Below are 16,848 nucleotides of genomic sequence, written 5' to 3' on the forward strand. Positions count from 1 at the left end.
ACGTCCCGGGCCGCACACAAGCCCGGCGCAACAGCGGCGGAACCCTCCCAGCAACGGGCCGAAGGCGTCCCCGCACTCCAATCCCCACATCCACGACACTGTGAGGACGGTCGACATATGGCGCTCACGCCTCCCCATACCCGGTTCAGCATGATCCCCGGCAAGCAGGGTCTCTACGACCCCGCCGCCGAGAAGGACGCCTGCGGTCTCGCCATGGTCGCGACCCTGCGCGGAACCGCGGGGCACGACATCATCGACGCGGCGCTCGAGGCGCTGCGCCACCTCGAGCACCGCGGCGCGGTCGGCTCCGACGCCGGAACGGGCGACGGCGCCGGCATCATCACGCAGGTGCCCGACGCGTTCCTGCGCGCCGTCTCCGGCTTCGAGCTGCCGGGGGCCGGCCGGTTCGCCGTAGGCAACGCTTTCCTGCCCTCCGGGGCCGACGAGCGCGAGCGGATCAAGACCGCGGTCGCCGAGATCGCGGCCGAGCACGACCTGACCGTCCTGGGCTGGCGTCCGGTGCCCGTCCGGCCGGAGGAGCTCGGCAACCTGGCGCGCGCGGCGATGCCGGTCATCGAGCAGCTCTTCGTGTCGAGCACACGCACGGGCGAGCGCGGTGAGCCGGTCGGCGGCATCGCCCTCGACCGCCTCACGTTCTTCCTGCGCAAGCGCGCGGAGCGCGAGCTCGACCTGTACTTCTCGTCGCTGTCGAGCCGCACCCTGGTCTACAAGGGCATGGTGACGACCCTTCAGCTGGAGCCGTTCTACCCCGACCTCTCCGACCAGCGGTTCGCCTCCAAGCTCGCGCTGGTGCACTCGCGCTACTCGACCAACACGTTCCCGTCGTGGCCGCTCGCGCAGCCGTTCCGGATGATCGCGCACAACGGCGAGATCAACACGGTGCAGGGCAACCGCAACTGGATGCGCGCCCGGCAGTCGCAGCTCGAGAGCGAGCTGCTCGGCGACCTGGCGCCGGTCCTCCCGATCGTCACGCCCGGCGCGTCCGACTCGGCCTCCTTCGACGAGGTCGTGGAGCTCATCTCGCTGACCGGCCGTTCGCTGCCGCACGCGGTGATGATGATGGTCCCGGAGGCGTGGGAGAACCAGACCGAGATCGACCCGGTGCGTCGCGACTTCTACGAGTACCACTCGATGCTCATGGAGCCGTGGGACGGCCCGGCGGCGATCGTCTTCACCGACGGCTCGGTCGTCGGCGCCACGCTCGACCGCAACGGCCTGCGTCCGGGCCGGTACGTCGTGACGAACGACGGCCTCGTGGTGCTCGCCTCCGAGATCGGCGTGCTCGACATCGAGCCCAGCCGCATCGTGCGCAAGGGCCGTCTGCGCCCGGGCCGGATGTTCCTCGTCGACACGGTCGCCGGACGCCTGATCGAGGACGACGAGATCAAGTCCGAGCTCGCTGCCGGTGCGCCGTACGGCGAGTGGCTCGGCGAGGGTCGCATCAACCTCAAGGACCTCCCGGAGCGCGAGCACATCGTGCACACGCCCGCGTCGATCACACGCCGCCAGCGCACGTTCGGCTACACCGAGGAGGAGGTCCGCATCCTCCTCAAGCCGATGGCGACGACCGGTGCGGAGCCGCTCGGCGCGATGGGATCGGACACCCCGGTCGCGGTGCTGTCCGAGCGCCCGCGCCTGCTGTTCGACTACTTCACGCAGCAGTTCGCGCAGGTCACGAACCCGCCGCTGGACTCGATCCGCGAAGAGGTCGTCACGACCATGAAGCTGGGTCTCGGCCCGGAGCGCAACCTGCTGACGGCGGGTCCGGAGCACGCGCGTCAGGTCGTCCTCGACTTCCCGGTCATCGACAACGACGAGCTTGCGAAGATCCAGCACATCGACCCGCGGCCGGGCAGCCGGCTCACGACGACCGTCCGCGGCCTCTACCGGTCCGACGCCGGTCCCGACGCTATGAAGCGCCGTCTGGCCGAGATGTGCGAGGAGGTCGACGAGGCCATCGAGGCCGGCGCCCAGTTCATCGTGCTGAGCGACCGCGACTCCACCAAAGACCTGGCGCCGATCCCGTCGCTGCTGATGCTCGCCGCGGTGCACCACCACTTGATCCGTGCGGAGAACCGCATGAAGGTGGGCATCATCGTCGAAGCCGGCGACGTGCGCGAGGTGCACCACGTCGCGCTGCTCATCGGCTACGGGGCGTCGGCCATTAACCCGTACCTGGCGATGGAGACCTGCGAGGAGCTGGTCCGCAGCGGGATGATCACCACCGTCTCGCCCGAGAAGGCCGTCAAGAACGTGATCAAGGCGCTCGGCAAGGGCGTGCTCAAGATCATGTCGAAGATGGGCATCTCGACCGTGTCGTCATACGCCGGCGCCCAGGCGTTCGAGGCCGTCGGCCTCAGCCAGGAGTTCGTCGACGAGTACTTCACCGGAACCACGAGCAAGCTCGGCGGCATCGGCATCGACGTGATCGCGGCCGAGAACCTGTCGCGGCACACCGGCGCGTACCCGTCGGAGGGAGCCATCCTCGCCCACGAGCGCCTGGCGACCGGCGGCGAGTACCAGTGGCGCCGCGACGGCGCGCCGCACCTGTTCAATCCGGAGACGGTGTTCCGGCTGCAGCACTCGACGCGGACCCGCCGGTACGACATCTTCCGCGAGTACACCAAGCTCGTCGACGACCAGGCCGAGTCGTTGATGACGCTGCGCGGCATGTTCGCACTCAAGACCGGTTCCCGCCCCGCGGTCCCGCTCGACGAGGTCGAGCCGGTCGAGTCGATCGTCAAGCGGTTCTCCACCGGCGCGATGAGCTACGGCTCCATCTCGAAGGAGGCGCACGAGACCCTCGCGATCGCGATGAACCGGCTGGGCGCCAAGTCCAACACCGGCGAGGGCGGCGAAGACCTCGACCGTCTGCTCGACCCGGAGCGCCGCAGCGCGATCAAGCAGGTCGCCTCCGGACGGTTCGGCGTCACGTCGATGTACCTGACGCACGCCGACGACATCCAGATCAAGCTCGCCCAGGGCGCCAAGCCCGGCGAGGGCGGTCAGCTGCCTCCGACGAAGGTCTACCCGTGGGTGGCGCGCACGCGGCACGCGACGGCCGGCGTCGGGCTGATCTCGCCGCCTCCGCACCACGACATCTACTCGATCGAGGACCTCAAGCAGCTGATCTTCGACCTGAAGCGCGCGAACCCGCAGGCGCGGGTGCACGTCAAGCTGGTCAGCGAGTCCGGCATCGGCGCGGTCGCGGCGGGAACAGCGAAGGCCCTGGCCGACGTCATCCTGGTCTCCGGCCACGACGGCGGCACCGGCGCCTCCCCGGTCAACTCGCTCAAGCACGCGGGCACGCCGTGGGAGCTCGGTCTCGCCGAGACCCAGCAGACGCTGATGCTCAACGGCATGCGCGAGCGCGTGGTGGTGCAGGTCGACGGCCAGCTCAAGACCGGCCGCGACGTCATCGTCGGCGCCCTGCTCGGTGCGGAGGAGTTCGGTTTCGCGACCGCTCCGCTCGTCGTCTCCGGCTGCATCATGATGCGCGTCTGCCACCTGGACACCTGCCCGGTCGGCGTCGCCACGCAGAACCCGGAGCTGCGCTCCCGGTTCTCGGGCAAGCCCGAGTTCGTCGTGAACTTCTTCGAGTTCATCGCCCAGGAGGTGCGCGAGTACCTCGCCGAGCTCGGCTTCCGCAGCCTCGAGGAGGCCATCGGCCACGCCGAGCTGCTCGACGCCGACCGCGCCATCGACCACTGGAAGGCGTCGGGCATGGACCTGACGCCCATCCTGCGCGGCCCGGAGTTCCCGGAGGACGCGCCGCGCAAGAACGGCCGGGCGCAGGACCACGAGCTCGACGAGCACTTCGACAACCAGCTCATCCAGGCCGCGCACGACGTGCTCGCGTCAGAGCACCCCGGAGCCGAGGGCGCGACGCTGTCGCTCGCCCTGCCGATCCGGAACACCGAGCGCGCCGTCGGCACGATGCTCGGCCACGAGGTGACCGTCCGCCACGGCGAGAACGGCCTCCCGACCGGCACCATCGACATCACGCTCACGGGTTCGGCCGGCCAGTCGCTCGGTGCGTTCCTGCCGGCGGGCATCACGCTGCGGCTGGAGGGCGACTCCAACGACTACGTCGGCAAGGGGCTCTCCGGCGGCCAGATCATCGTGCGGCCTCCGCAGGGCACGGTCTTCCCGGCGGAGCGCAACGTGATCGCGGGCAACGTGATCGGGTACGGCGCCACGCAGGGCAGCATGTTCATCCGCGGCATCGTGGGCGAGCGCTTCCTGGTCCGCAACTCCGGCGCGACGGCCGTCGTGGAGGGTGTGGGCGACCACGCGCTGGAGTACATGACGGGTGGCCTCGCGGTCATCCTGGGCGGCACCGGGCGCAACCTGGGCGCCGGCATGTCCGGCGGCACGGCGTACGTGTACGACCTGAAGACCGAGCGCGTCAACCGCGACGCGCTCGCCACAGGAGAGCTCGAGCTCCTCCCACTGGGCAGCGCCGACATCGAGATCGTGCGCGACCTGCTGGAGCGGCACCGCGCCGAGACCGGTTCGGCTCTGGCCGAGCGGATGCTCGCGGACTTCGACGCAACCGTGGCGAAGTTCGTGAAGGTGCTGCCGCGCGACTACGCCGCTGTGCTGCAGATGCGGCAGGAGGCCGTCGACGAGGGACTCGACCCCGACGGCGACATTGTGTGGAATCGGATCTTGGAGGTGACCGGTGGCTGACCCGAAGGGTTTCTTGAAGACGACCGAGCGGGAGCTGCCGAAGCGCCGGCCCGTCTCTGTACGGCTCATGGACTGGAAAGAGGTCTACGAGGCGGGCGACCCGGCGCAGCTGCGCCGTCAGGCCGGCCGCTGCATGGACTGCGGTGTGCCGTTCTGCCACCAGGGCTGCCCGCTGGGCAACCTGATCCCGGAGTGGAACGACCTGATGTGGCGCGGGGAGGGCCGCCAGGCCATCGAGCGCCTGCACGCGACAAACAACTTCCCGGAGTTCACCGGCCGCCTCTGCCCGGCTCCGTGCGAGTCGTCGTGCGTGCTCGGCATCAACCAGCCGGCCGTGACGATCAAGCAGGTCGAGGTGTCGATCATCGACCAGGCGTGGCAGAACGGCTGGGTGCAGCCGCACCCGCCGGAGCGTCTCACCGGCAAGACCGTCGCCGTCGTCGGCTCCGGCCCCGCCGGTCTCGCCGCCGCGCAGCAGCTGACCCGCGCCGGCCACACGGTCGCCGTGTACGAGCGCGACGACCGCATCGGCGGCCTCCTGCGCTACGGCATCCCCGACTTCAAGATGGAGAAGAAGCACCTCGAGGCGCGTCTCAACCAGATGATGGCCGAGGGCACCCGGTTCCGCGCCGGCGTGAACATCGGCGTCGACATCGCCTGGGACGACCTCCGGGCCCGCTACGACGCGGTCGTCGTCGCGACCGGCGCCATGGTGCCGCGCGACCTCCCGATCCCGGGCCGCGACCTCGCGGGCGTGCACTTCGCGATGGAGTACCTCGTCCAGCAGAACAAGGCGGGAGCCGGCGACCAGATCGCCGACCAGCTCACGGCGGACGGCAAGCACGTCATCGTGCTCGGAGGCGGCGACACCGGTGCGGACTGCATCGGCACCGCTCACCGTCAGGGCGCCGCGAGCGTGACCAACCTGGCCATCGGCAAGCAGCCGCCGTCGGAGCGCCCCTCGCACCAGCCGTGGCCGATGACCCCGACGCTGTTCGAGGTGCAGAGCGCCCACGAGGAGGGCGGAGCGCGCGAGTACCTCGCGTCGACCGTCGAGTTCCTCTCGAACGAGTTCGGCGAGGTCCGTGCCCTCCGCGTCGCGGAGTCCGAGTACCTCGACGGCCGCCGGGTGCCGAAGGCCGGCACGGAGCGCGAGATCCCCGCGGACCTCGTCCTCCTCGCCCTCGGTTTCACCGGTCCGGAGCAGGAGGGCCTGGGCGGTCAGCTCGGCCTCCCGTTCGACGACCGCGGTAACGTGGCCCGCGACGGCGACTACCAGACCAGCGAGGCCGGCGTGTTCGTCGCCGGCGACGCGGGCCGCGGTCAGTCGCTCATCGTCTGGGCCATCGCAGAGGGCCGGGCAGCGGCAGCCGCCGTCGACCGGTATCTTGAAGGGGAGACGCAGTTGCCGTCGCCGGTCCGTCCCACCGACCGGGGCATCCTCGTCTGATCCCCTCCACCACGAGAACGCGCCGTCAGGGGCGCGAGAATCACGGAGCACTGAAAAACCCATGAGAAGGGCTAAAATCGTCGCGACCCTCGGTCCGGCGACCTCCAGCTACGACAACATCCGCGCGATCATCGACGCGGGCGTTGACGTCGCGAGGATGAATCTGAGCCACGGCAGCTACGAAGTGCACGAGGGGGTCTACGCCAACGTGCGCAAGGCCGCCGAGGACGCGGGCAAGCCGGTCGCCGTCCTGGTCGACCTCCAGGGCCCCAAGATCCGACTCGGCAAGTTCGAGGCCGGCCCCTACGATCTCGCCCAGGGCGACATCTTCAAGATCACCACCGACGACATCATCGGCACCAAGGAGATCTCCTCGACCACGTTCAAGGGCCTGCCCAACGACGTGAAGCCGGGCGACTACCTGCTGATCGACGACGGCAAGGTGCGCGTGCGCGTCGTCGAGGTCGAGGGCAACGTCGTGACCACCGAGGTCGTCGTCGCCGGCCCGGTCTCGAACAACAAGGGCATCAACCTCCCGGGCGTCGCGGTCAACGTGCCCGCGCTGTCCGAGAAGGACGAGGCCGACCTGCGCTGGGGCCTCAAGCTCGGCGCGGACATCATCGCGCTCTCGTTCGTGCGCAACGCCAAGGACATCGAGCGTGTGCACGAGATCATGGCGGAGGAGGGCCGCAAGGTCCCCGTGGTCGCCAAGATCGAGAAGCCGCAGGCCGTGGAGGCGCTGGAGGAGATCATCGAGGCGTTCGACGCCATCATGGTCGCCCGCGGCGATCTCGGTGTGGAGCTGCCGCTGGAGGCCGTGCCCATCGTGCAGAAGCGTGCCGTCGAGCTCGCCCGTCGCGCGGCCAAGCCGGTCATCGTCGCGACGCAGATGCTCGAGTCGATGATCTCCAGCCCGGTCCCGACCCGCGCCGAGACCTCCGACGTCGCCAACGCCGTCCTCGACGGCGCGGACGCGGTCATGCTCTCGGGCGAGACCAGCGTCGGCGAGTACCCGGCGATCACCGTCGCGACCATGGCGCGCATCGTGACCTCCACCGAGGAGCACGGGCTCGACCGCATCCAGCCGCTCGGCACCCGGCCGCGCACCCAGTCGGGTGCGATCACGCTGGCCGCCGTCGAGGTCGCCGACTTCGTCGAGGCGAAGTTCCTCTGCGTCTTCACCGAGTCGGGCGAGTCGGCCCGCCGCATGGCCCGCCTGCGCAACAAGATCCCGATCCTGGCCTTCACGCCGGAGGAGTCGGTGCGCCGGCGCATGTCGTTGTTCTGGGGCGTCGAGTCCTTCGTGGTCGGTCGCGTCACGCACACCGACCAGATGGTCGCGCAGGTCGACGAGGCGCTCAAGTCCACCGGTCGCGCCGTCGACGGCGACAAGGTGATCATCATCTCCGGTTCCCCTCCCGGGATCCCCGGAACCACGAACGACATCCGCGTCCACAAGGTCGGCGACGTCCTGTAGTGACGGATGAAGGAAGGCCCCGCTCCGGCGGGGCCTTCTGCGTGCGTCCGGGAGGCTCCCAGCCGAGGTCATACCAGGGGATGATTTCCGGTTCTCCCATGGAACCCGGAGGGTCGGCGCGGGGGTCGCGAGCGTATCCTCGGCACTATGAAGCACCGCCTGGTCCGCTGGCTGCCCGCCATCGTCGTCCCCGTCGCCATCGCCGCGGGAGCGATCGCCATCCCGATCGCCGCGGGGGCCGCCGACCTTCCCGTGAAGTCGCCGCAGGACGTCCTCCGGCTGGTCGCGTCGAGCGACACCAAGGCGTTCTCCGGCACGGTCGAGCAGAGCTCCGACCTGGGGCTGCCGAGCCTGCCGAAGACGGGCGGAGGCTCCAGCACGGACAGCTCCGTCGCGAACACGCTCGAGCTGCTCATGGGCGACCACACGGCCAAGGTGTACGTGGACGGTCCGACGAAGGTGCGCGTCCAGGTGCTCGACCAGCTGGCCGAGCGCGATGCGATCCGCAACGGCTCGGATGTGTGGCTGTACCAGTCGTCGGACGAGTCGGTGACCCACCTCACGCTTCCGGCGCACGCCGCGTCGACCGAGCCGACGCCCGCCCCCGACGCGACCGCGACCACGCCGCAGGCGCTCGCGGAGCGATTCCTGGCCGCGGTGGACCCGACGACGAAAGTCACCCTCGGCGCGAACACGAAGGTCGCCGGGCGTGACGCGTACGACCTGGTGCTGACGCCGCGCACCGACGCCACCCTGGTGGGGTCGGTCGCCATTGCGGTCGACGGCCAGACCGGCCTCCCGCTGCGCGTCCAGGTGCTGGCGCGTGGGGCCTCCTCGCCGGCGTTCGAGGCGGGGTTCACGTCCTTCAGCCCGGGCGCTCCCGATGCGAGCGTCTTCTCGTTCACTCCGCCGAAGGGCGCGACCGTGAGCGAGCAGTCGGCCAAGTCGGGCGAGCGGCCCTCCGGCGCCTCGCACCCGAAGCCCACGGTGACCGGCACCGGCTGGGCGACGATCGTCAGCCTCCCGGCGGGCACCGTGCCGGCGCAGGCACTCGACGACCCGCTGGTCGGCGAGCTGACGCAGGCGGTCGACGGAGGCCGGGCCCTCTCGACCACCCTGGTGTCGGTGCTCGTCACCGCCGACGGCCGCGTCCTCGCCGGCGCCGTCCCCGTCTCCGCGCTGCAGTCCGCCGCCCAGTGAGCGACGGCCAGTGAGCGACGCCGCGATCGCGACCAGCGGGCTCACCAAGCGTTTCCGCGGGCGTGCAGTGGTCGACGACCTCAGCCTGTCCGTACCGCGCGGGTCCGTGTTCGGATTCCTCGGCCCGAACGGGTCGGGCAAGACCACGACGATCCGGATGCTGCTGGGCCTGATCTCCCCGTCGGCGGGGCAGATCTCGGTGCTGGGCGAGGCGATGCCGGATCGCGGCGCCTCGGTGCTGCCGCGCGTCGGCGCGCTGGTGGAGGGGCCGTCGTTCGCCCCGTATCTCTCGGGCACGGCGAATCTGGTGCGTCGCGACACCGCCGACCGCTACGCCCCGGGCGGCACGCGGTCCGCGCGTGTGGAGGCCGCCCTGGAGCGCGTCGGCCTGTCGCACGCCGCGGGCAAGCACGTGCGCGCCTACTCGCTCGGCATGAAGCAGCGGCTCGGGATCGCGGGCGCCCTGCTCACCGATCGCGACCTCCTGGTGCTCGACGAGCCGACGAACGGGCTCGACCCGCAGGGCACCAGGGAGGTGCGCAACCTCGTGCGCTCGCTCGCGGGCGAGGGAACGACGGTGTTCGTCTCGAGCCACCTGCTGGCCGAGATCGAGCAGATCTGCTCGCACGCCGCGATCATGCGGGCGGGCCGGCTCGTGGCGCAGGGCTCGCTCGACGAGCTCCGCAGCGCGTCCGGACCTCGGGTGATCGTGACGACCCCGGACCTCGGCGCCGCGACGGAGGTGCTGGCCCGGCTGGGGCTCGCCCCGGCCGCCGTGGGCGACGAGGTGGAGGCCGCGCTCGGCGACGGCGCGCCGCTCGCAGAGGACCTCGCCGCGGCGCTGGTGGGCTCGGGGGTGCGGCTGCGCGGATTCGCCGTGCGCGCGTCGAGCCTGGAGGAGCGGTTCGTCGACCTGACGGGGGAGGGCTTCGATGTCGAGCAGTGAGGCTGTTCCGATCGAGGCGTCGCCGGCGGCGCCGGCCGCGCACAGCTCCCTGGCGGCGCGGCGCGAGCGGCCTTCGGCCGGGTGGGCGCTGCTCGGGTCGGAGCTCTCGGTGCTGTTCCGGCGCTGGCGCACCTGGGCGATGCTCGCCGCGCTGGCGGCCGTGCCCATCCTGATCGCCGTCGCGGTGCGGCTGACCGGCCGCGGCCGGGGTCCGGCCTTCCTCGATCAGATCACCAGCAACGGGCTGTTCGTCGCGTTCACCGCGCTGGTCGTGTGCGTTCCGCTGTTCCTCCCGCTCACGATCGGGGTCGTCGCCGGTGACACGATCGCCGGGGAGGCGAGTCACGGCACGCTGCGGTACCTGGTGATCGCGCCGGCCGGGCGGCTGCGGCTGCTCGCGGTGAAGTACGCCGGGTGCGCGGCGTTCTGCGTCGCAGCCGCGCTGACGGTGGCCATCGCGGGAGCGGTGATCGGTGCGATCCTGTTCCCGATCGGCCCGGTCACCCTGCTCTCGGGCGCAGTGGTGAGTGTCGGGGACGCGATGGTGCGGCTGCTGCTGATCGCCCTGTACATCGTCGTGTCACTTCTCGGGATGTGCGCGATCGGGCTGTTCCTGTCGACGCTCACCGACGTGCCGGTGGGAGCCATGGCGGCGACCGCCGTCCTGGCCGTCGTCTCGCAGGTGCTCGACCAGTTGCCGCAGCTCGACGCCCTCCACCCGTGGCTGTTCAGTCACTACTGGCTGGGCTTCGCCGACTTCCTCCGTGCGCCGCTGGTGTGGGACTCGTTGGTGTCCAACGCCTGGCTGCAGCTCGGCTACATCGCCGTGTTCGGCGCGCTCGCGGTCGGACGGTTCCTCAGCAAGGACATCCTGTCCTGAGGGCCTAGGGGATCGTCTCGGCCGTCGCCTCGAGGTCGGAGCGCGGACGCTCGCGCTGGGTGGTGATGCTGACGCCCGCGGCGAGACAGACCACGACGATGCCGACGAGCTGCACGAACACGAAGTGCTCGCCGAGCACGAGCACGCCGAACAGCGTCGCGATCACCGGCCCGAACGACGTGATGATCGCGTAGAGCCGCGGCGTGATCCGGCGCAGGATGAAGGTGTCCAGGCTGTACGGCACGGCGGAGGACAGGATGCCGGCCGTGAGCAGGAGGCCCGCGACGCGCCAGTCGATGCGGGAGTAGTCGACGACGATCAGCGCGAGCGGCACGGTGAGCACCGTTGCGACGACGCTCGCGATGCTCAGCCCTTCGAGGCCCGGCAGCCGCGTCGCGACCCTCCGCGTCAGCAGGATGTAGGCCGCCCAGGAGGCCGCGGCGGTGAGTGCGAGCACGACGCCGATCGGGTCGATCGCGCCCTCGGTCGCGGTGAGCAGCAGCACCCCGCCCGCCGCAGCGACGGCGCAGCCCGCGTCGAGGAGCCGGCGCGACCCCACCAGGGCGAGCACGAACGGACCGAGGAACTCGATCGTGGCGGCGATCCCCAGCCCCAGCCGTCCCACCGCCTCGTAGAAGCTCAGGTTCATGGCGGCGAGCACGACTCCGAGCGCCAGGGCGGGCCAGAGTCGGCGCCAGGTCAGTTCCGCCCGCTTGGGACGGTAGAACGGCAGGATGCAGACGGCCGTCACGAGCTGGCGGACCGCGACCACGACGAGAGAGCCGACGATCGGGATGAGCAGGCCGGCCACGGACGAGCCGAAGTTGATACTGACCTCGGTGGCGACCTGGGTGCCGGCACCGACGACGACCCGATTGCGCTGCGAACTCACCCGATCGAGCTTAGGCCCTCCGTCGGCCACGCCCTCCGTCCGCCACGGGCTTGCCCGGCCTTACAGCTCCCGCCGCATGACCGCCCGGGTCGCGCTCGGCCGGCGCACGACCTCGAAGCCGCCGTCGCGGAAGAGCGAGACCGTACCGTGGTACCGCTCCGCGGCGGACAGCGAGGGCCTCACCTCCGGGTCGACGGGGTAGCCCTCGATCACGGTGGCGCCCCGCTCGCGTGCGTGTTCGAGTGCGCCGGCGAGCAGCGCGCGGGCGACGCCGCGCTTGCGGTATTCGAGTCTCACGACGAAGCACGTCACCGCCCAGACGTCGTCGGGGTCGGCCTCGGTGCGCCGCGTGATCGGCGAGCGGCCGAGCGCCGAGTACGCGGAGAACGGCTCGACCGCGGCCCAGCCGACGGGCTCGCCGTCGATGCGGGCGATGACCCCGGGGGAGCCCTCCTGCACCTGCTCGTGCAATAGGGCCCGGGTCTGCTCGCGGGTGGCGGCGTCCCAGTCGGCGCGGCTCAGCTTGAACCACTGGCACCAGCAGCTGGAGGCGTCGCCCTTCGTGCCGAATACCGTCTGCAGTTCGTTCCAGGTCGATGCGTCGACCGATTCCGTGACCACCTCGTCCGTCATGCCCTCGAACCTATCGCGACCGGAGGACACCGGCGAGGACACCCGGCCGCTCGACATGGCCGAAGTGTCCGGTCGACGGGAGGACGAGCGCCGAATAGCGTGGAATGATGCGGGCGAGGCGCGCGTCGTCGCTCGCGGGCGCGAACGCGTCGTGGTCGCCGTGCAGGGCGACGACGGGACAGACGATCCTCCGCCACCGCTCGGACGCCGGATATCGTCGGGCGCACGCGACCGCCCGCACGAACCCTGCCGGCCTCAGGTCACGGGCGAGCTCCCGGACGACCGACGGCTGCGGCCCGTCGAACAGCGGCGCGAGCAGCAGTCCGAGCAGCCGGCGGCGGTCCAGCCAGCGCACGAACGGCGCGGCTGCCGCGCCGCCGGCCGCCAGCAGCCGCATCCCGGCGTCCATGAGCGCGAGCGACGGCGCCGAACGGACGAACCCGATCGGCCCCAGCCGGTCACCGCGTCCGCCCAGCGTCGTCGCCGACATGAGCACCAGTGAGACGGTCGCCACCGGCTCCAGCACCGCGAGCTCGAGTGCCACGAAGCCTCCCATCGAGTGCCCGACCACACGCCAGCGTCGGTAGCCGAGCGCACGCGCGACCGCGGCCACCGTGCGGGCGAGCGACTCCGGATCCAGCAGGCGTGGGTCTGCGGGGGAGTCACCCCAGCCGGGTAGATCCGGCACGACCAGGTCGTCCGCCGCCTCCGGACCACCTGCGGCCTCGATCGCCGGCAGCCACGTGGTCCACGAGCCGGCGGCGCCGTGCAGCAGGATGGTCGCCGTCCGCGAGGCCACACGGGTGTGCCGGACGGCCACCGCGCCGAGCGCGGTCTCGATCAGGGAGGTTTCCACACCTGTTATTCGGAGCGGACCGCTCATAGGATCTCCGCGTGAGCGACTCCACGAACGTCTCCGAATCCGCCCTCTCCACCTCCGAACTCGATCAACTGGACGCGTGGTGGCGCGCCGCCAACTACCTCTCCGTCGGGCAGATCTACCTCCTCGACAACCCGCTGCTGCGGCGGCCGCTCTCGCGCGACGACATCAAGCCGCGATTGCTCGGGCACTGGGGCACGACCCCGGGCCTCAACTTCATCTACGCGCATCTCAACCGCGCGATCCGACAGCGGGATCTCGACACGCTGTTCGTCGCAGGACCCGGTCACGGAGGCCCGGGCGTCGTCGCCGGCGCCTACCTCGACGGCACGTACAGCGAGGTCTACAGCGCGATCGATCGCAGTGACGACGGCCTGCGCCGGCTGTTCCGGCAGTTCTCGTTCCCGGGCGGAATCCCGTCGCACGCCGCTCCCGAGACGCCGGGAAGCATCCACGAGGGCGGCGAGCTCGGCTACGCGCTGTCGCACGCCTACGGCGCGGCCTTCGACAACCCGGAGCTGCTCGTCGCGGCCGTGGTCGGCGACGGCGAGGCCGAGACGGGGCCGCTCGCGACCGCCTGGCATTCGAACAAGTTCCTGAACCCGAAGACCGACGGTGCGGTGCTGCCGATCCTGCACCTGAACGGGTACAAGATCGCCAACCCGACCGTGCTCGCGCGCATCCCCGAGAGCGAGCTGTTCGAGCTGATGCGCGGCTACGGCTATACGCCGTATCTGGTCTCGGGAGGCTTCGACGGCGAGGATCCGCGCGACGTGCACAAGCGGATGGCGGCGACGCTCGACGAGATCCTCGACCGGATCGCCGAGATCAAGACCGCGGCCGCCGCGGGGGATCTGATCGATCGCCCGGCCTGGCCGATGCTCATCCTCCGCACGCCCAAGGGCTGGACCTGCCCGCCGGAGATCGACGGGCATCCCGCCGAGAACAACTGGCGGTCCCATCAGGTGCCGCTCGCCGACGCACGCGACACCGAGGCGCACACCCGCCTCCTGGAGAGCTGGCTGCTGTCGTACCGGCCGGAGGAGCTGTTCGACGATTCGGGCGCACCCGTACCTCTCGTCACCTCGCTCGCGCCGGAGGGCGCCCGCCGGATGAGCGCGAACCCGGCTGCGAACGGCGGGTTGCTGCGCCGCGACCTGCGCCTGCCCGACTTCCGTGACTACGCCGTCGATGTGCCGGCGCCGGGAGAGACCGTGGCGGAGGCGACGCGCGTGCTCGGCGGCTGGCTGAGGGACGTGATGGCGGAGAACCCCGACGACTTCCGGCTGTTCGCGCCCGACGAGACCGCCTCCAACCGCCTGCAGGACGTCTACGAGGTCACCGGCAAGCAGTGGAACGCGGAGTTCTGGCCGATCGACTCCGACAACCATCTGGCGCCCAGCGGCCGAGTGATGGAGGTGCTGAGCGAACACCAGTGCCAGGGCTGGCTCGAAGGCTACCTGCTGACCGGCCGGCACGGGGTGCTCACCTCGTACGAGGCGTTCATCCACATCGTCGACTCGATGTTCAACCAGCACGCCAAGTGGCTGAAGAGCTCACGTGCCATCCCGTGGCGCCGGCCGGTCGCCTCGCTGAACTACCTGCTCAGCTCGCACGTCTGGCGGCAGGACCACAACGGGGCGTCGCACCAGGATCCCGGCTTCATCGACCATGTCGTCAACAAGAAGGCGGACGTGGTGCGCGTCTACCTCCCTTTCGACGCCAACACGCTGCTGTCGACCTACGACCACTGCCTGCGCTCCGTCGACTACGTGAACGTCGTGGTCGCCGGCAAGCAGCCGGCGCCCAACTGGCTGAGCATGCCGGACGCGATCGCGCACTGCACCCGCGGCATCGGGATCTTCGAGTGGGCGGGCACGGAGCACGAAGGCGAGGAGCCCGACGTCGTGCTCGGCTGCGCAGGGGACATCCCGACGCTCGAGGTGCTCGCGGCCGCCGACATCCTCCGCCGGCGGTTGCCCGGCCTCGCGGTGCGCGTGGTGAACGTCGTCGACCTGATGCGGCTGCAGAGCGAGGGGGAGCACCCGCACGGGCTGAGCGATCGCGAGTACGACGCGTTGTTCACGGTCGACAAGCCGGTGATCTTCGCCTATCACGGCTATCCCTGGCTCATCCACCGGCTGACGTACCGCCGGGCGGGGCACGACAACCTCCACGTGCGCGGATACAAGGAGGAGGGCACGACCACGACCCCGTTCGACATGGTCATGCTCAACGATCTCGACCGCTACCACTTGGTGATCGACGTGCTCGACCGGGTGCCAGGGCTGGCGGCACGGGAGGCCGTCTTCCGTCAGGAGATGGTGGACGCCCGCCTGCGTGCGCGGCAGTACACGCGCGAGCACGGCGAGGACATCCCCGAGGTCGCCGAGTGGCGCTGGGGCGGAGGCACGCGCACCACCCGCATCGACACCACCGGCGGCGACAACGACTGACGCGGGCCTTCGGCGTCAGAGCGGGTGGGCGGAGGCAGGGTCGACGACGGTGAGTTCCGCGATCTTGGCCGTGCGGCCGTCGCCGGACGAGCGCCCGGTGAGCCGGCGGCCGATCCACGGCAGCACGTAGCGCCGGTAGTAGTCCGCGGTGCGCCGCGAGCGCTCACCGGCGGGGGCCGCCTCCACCTCGGCGACGCCCCACTCGGGCGGCACCGGAACGTCGAGCGCGGTCAGCACGTTGCTCGCGACCCGCGCGTGACCGAGGGCGTTGAGGTGCAGGCGATCGGCGGACCAGTAGCGGATGTCCTCCAGCGATTCGTCGGCCCAGTTGTCGACGAACAGCACTCCGTGCCGTGGCAGGAACGCGCGCACGGCCACCGCGAGCTCGTCGCCGCGCTTGCGCAGCAGCCCGCCGAGCGGGAGGTGCCTGCTGGGGTTCGCGCCGCTCAGCAGCAGCATGGTGCTCCCGGAGGCCGCGACCCGGTCGGCGGCGTCGACCAGCTGCGTCGCGACCGACTCGATGGTGACGCGCGGACGCATGATGTCGTTGCCGCCACCGTTCAGGCTGACCAGCTGCGGGTGCTGCGCGATCGCCGGCTCCAGCTGCTCGGCGAGGATCGGCCCCAACTTGCGCCCGCGGATGGCGAGGTTCGCGTACCGGACGGGCCCGGGGGCCGCCTGCGCCAGCCCGAGGGCGACGAAGTCGGCCCAGCCGCGCTGCCTCCCGTCGGGGAGGTCGTCGCCGACGCCCTCGGTGAAGCTGTCGCCGATCGCGATGAAACTCGAGAACACCATCCCGCTACGCTACCGCCGCCGCGTACCATGACCGGCATGCAGAAGGTCAGGACGTTCCTCTGGTACGACGGTCAGGCCGAAGCGGCGGCGAACCACTACGTCTCGCTGGTGCCCGACTCCCGCATCGTCGACGTCGCCCGGCTCGGAGAGGACGGCGCCACTGTGCTCGTCACCTTCGAACTCGGCGGCATCGAGTATCTCGCTCTCGACGGCGGCCCGCTCTACAGCTTCACAGAGGCGGCCTCCATCATGGTGCTCTGCGAGGACCAGGCGGAGGTCGACCGGCTCTGGGACGGCCTCATCTCGGGAGGTGGGGAGCCGGGGCCGTGCGGGTGGTGCAAGGACCGCTGGGGGCTCAGCTGGCAGGTCGTGCCGCGCGCCCTGCTCGAGCTGCAGCAGGATCCCGATCCCGCACGCGCGGGCCGGGCGAACGCCGCCATGATGAAAATGGGCAAGCTCGACATCGCCGCTCTCTACGCGGCGGCGGACGGCACCGACTGACGGCGATCCCGTCAGCGTCTCAGCG

Annotated in this window: 12 protein-coding genes; 8 read left to right on the plus strand and 4 right to left on the minus strand. The window is 70.8% G+C overall.

From position 1 onward, the window contains the following. The first annotated feature begins 117 nt into the window (after window positions 1-117). From gltB to ASF88_RS07190, 6 genes are all read left to right on the plus strand, one after another. Window positions 118-4,713, plus strand: a complete 4,596-nt coding sequence (gene gltB, locus ASF88_RS07165) for a glutamate synthase large subunit (protein WP_055915910.1) — start codon at window positions 118-120, stop codon at window positions 4,711-4,713. Then, window positions 4,706-6,163, plus strand: a complete 1,458-nt coding sequence (locus tag ASF88_RS07170; protein WP_055915911.1) for a glutamate synthase subunit beta — start codon at window positions 4,706-4,708, stop codon at window positions 6,161-6,163. Before gltB ends, ASF88_RS07170 begins: the two co-directional genes overlap by 8 nt. Before the next feature lie 61 nt (window positions 6,164-6,224). After that, the gene (gene pyk / locus ASF88_RS07175; protein WP_055915913.1) at window positions 6,225-7,640 is read left to right on the plus strand and encodes a pyruvate kinase; all 1,416 of its coding nucleotides are present in this window, start codon (window positions 6,225-6,227) and stop codon (window positions 7,638-7,640) included. A 147-nt stretch (window positions 7,641-7,787) separates the two neighbouring features. Then, the gene (locus ASF88_RS07180; RefSeq protein WP_055915915.1) at window positions 7,788-8,840 is read left to right on the plus strand and encodes a LolA family protein; all 1,053 of its coding nucleotides are present in this window, start codon (window positions 7,788-7,790) and stop codon (window positions 8,838-8,840) included. Between the two features lie 10 nt (window positions 8,841-8,850). Continuing rightward, window positions 8,851-9,786, plus strand: coding sequence for an ABC transporter ATP-binding protein (locus ASF88_RS07185; RefSeq protein ID WP_055915917.1), 936 nt, complete (start codon window positions 8,851-8,853; stop codon window positions 9,784-9,786). Further along, on the plus strand, window positions 9,773-10,666 hold the full coding sequence (locus tag ASF88_RS07190) for an ABC transporter permease (protein WP_082518789.1): 894 nt from the start codon (window positions 9,773-9,775) through the stop codon (window positions 10,664-10,666). The genes ASF88_RS07185 and ASF88_RS07190 overlap by 14 nt, the downstream gene beginning before the upstream one ends. A 4-nt stretch (window positions 10,667-10,670) precedes the next feature. Here ASF88_RS07190 and ASF88_RS07195 read toward each other — a convergent pair whose 3' ends face one another. From ASF88_RS07195 to ASF88_RS07205, 3 genes are read right to left on the minus strand one after another with little or no spacing between them, the layout of a single operon-like run. After that, on the minus strand, window positions 10,671-11,558 hold the full coding sequence (locus tag ASF88_RS07195) for an EamA family transporter (protein ID WP_055915919.1): 888 nt from the start codon (window positions 11,556-11,558) through the stop codon (window positions 10,671-10,673). Window positions 11,559-11,618: 60 nt separating this feature from the next. Beyond that, a complete protein-coding gene (locus ASF88_RS07200; protein ID WP_055915921.1) occupies window positions 11,619-12,191 on the minus strand; it encodes a GNAT family N-acetyltransferase in 573 nt (190 codons plus the stop codon). 10 nt (window positions 12,192-12,201) lie between these two features. Further along, window positions 12,202-13,047, minus strand: coding sequence for an alpha/beta fold hydrolase (locus tag ASF88_RS07205; protein ID WP_055915923.1), 846 nt, complete (start codon window positions 13,045-13,047; stop codon window positions 12,202-12,204). Window positions 13,048-13,085: 38 nt separating this feature from the next. On the opposite strand from ASF88_RS07205, the gene ASF88_RS07210 reads away from it, so the two are divergent. Beyond that, the gene (locus ASF88_RS07210; protein ID WP_055915925.1) at window positions 13,086-15,527 is read left to right on the plus strand and encodes a phosphoketolase family protein; all 2,442 of its coding nucleotides are present in this window, start codon (window positions 13,086-13,088) and stop codon (window positions 15,525-15,527) included. 15 nt (window positions 15,528-15,542) lie between these two features. On the opposite strand, the gene ASF88_RS07215 is transcribed toward ASF88_RS07210, so the two are convergent. Continuing rightward, the gene (locus ASF88_RS07215) at window positions 15,543-16,322 is read right to left on the minus strand and encodes an SGNH/GDSL hydrolase family protein (RefSeq protein ID WP_055915927.1); all 780 of its coding nucleotides are present in this window, start codon (window positions 16,320-16,322) and stop codon (window positions 15,543-15,545) included. Window positions 16,323-16,358: 36 nt separating this feature from the next. Between ASF88_RS07215 and ASF88_RS07220 the strand changes: the two genes are divergently transcribed. Beyond that, complete coding sequence (locus ASF88_RS07220) at window positions 16,359-16,823, plus strand: VOC family protein (RefSeq protein ID WP_055915929.1); 465 nt, start codon at window positions 16,359-16,361, stop codon at window positions 16,821-16,823. Window positions 16,824-16,848 lie beyond the last annotated feature (25 nt).

Source organism: Leifsonia sp. Leaf336, assembly GCF_001423695.1.
Taxonomy (GTDB): Bacteria; Actinomycetota; Actinomycetes; order Actinomycetales; family Microbacteriaceae; genus Leifsonia.

What these genes read in the sequence shown, in the direction of transcription:
- ASF88_RS07215 (WP_055915927.1), bottom strand. Translation starts at nt 16,322, where the DNA reads ATGGTGTTCTCGAGTTTCATCGCGATCGGCGACAGCTTCACCGAGGGC.
- pyk (WP_055915913.1), top strand. Translation starts at nt 6,225, where the DNA reads ATGAGAAGGGCTAAAATCGTCGCGACCCTCGGTCCGGCGACCTCCAGC.
- ASF88_RS07220 (WP_055915929.1), top strand. Translation starts at nt 16,359, where the DNA reads ATGCAGAAGGTCAGGACGTTCCTCTGGTACGACGGTCAGGCCGAAGCG.
- gltB (WP_055915910.1), top strand. Translation starts at nt 118, where the DNA reads ATGGCGCTCACGCCTCCCCATACCCGGTTCAGCATGATCCCCGGCAAG.
- ASF88_RS07200 (WP_055915921.1), bottom strand. Translation starts at nt 12,191, where the DNA reads ATGACGGACGAGGTGGTCACGGAATCGGTCGACGCATCGACCTGGAAC.
- ASF88_RS07180 (WP_055915915.1), top strand. Translation starts at nt 7,788, where the DNA reads ATGAAGCACCGCCTGGTCCGCTGGCTGCCCGCCATCGTCGTCCCCGTC.
- ASF88_RS07190 (WP_082518789.1), top strand. Translation starts at nt 9,773, where the DNA reads ATGTCGAGCAGTGAGGCTGTTCCGATCGAGGCGTCGCCGGCGGCGCCG.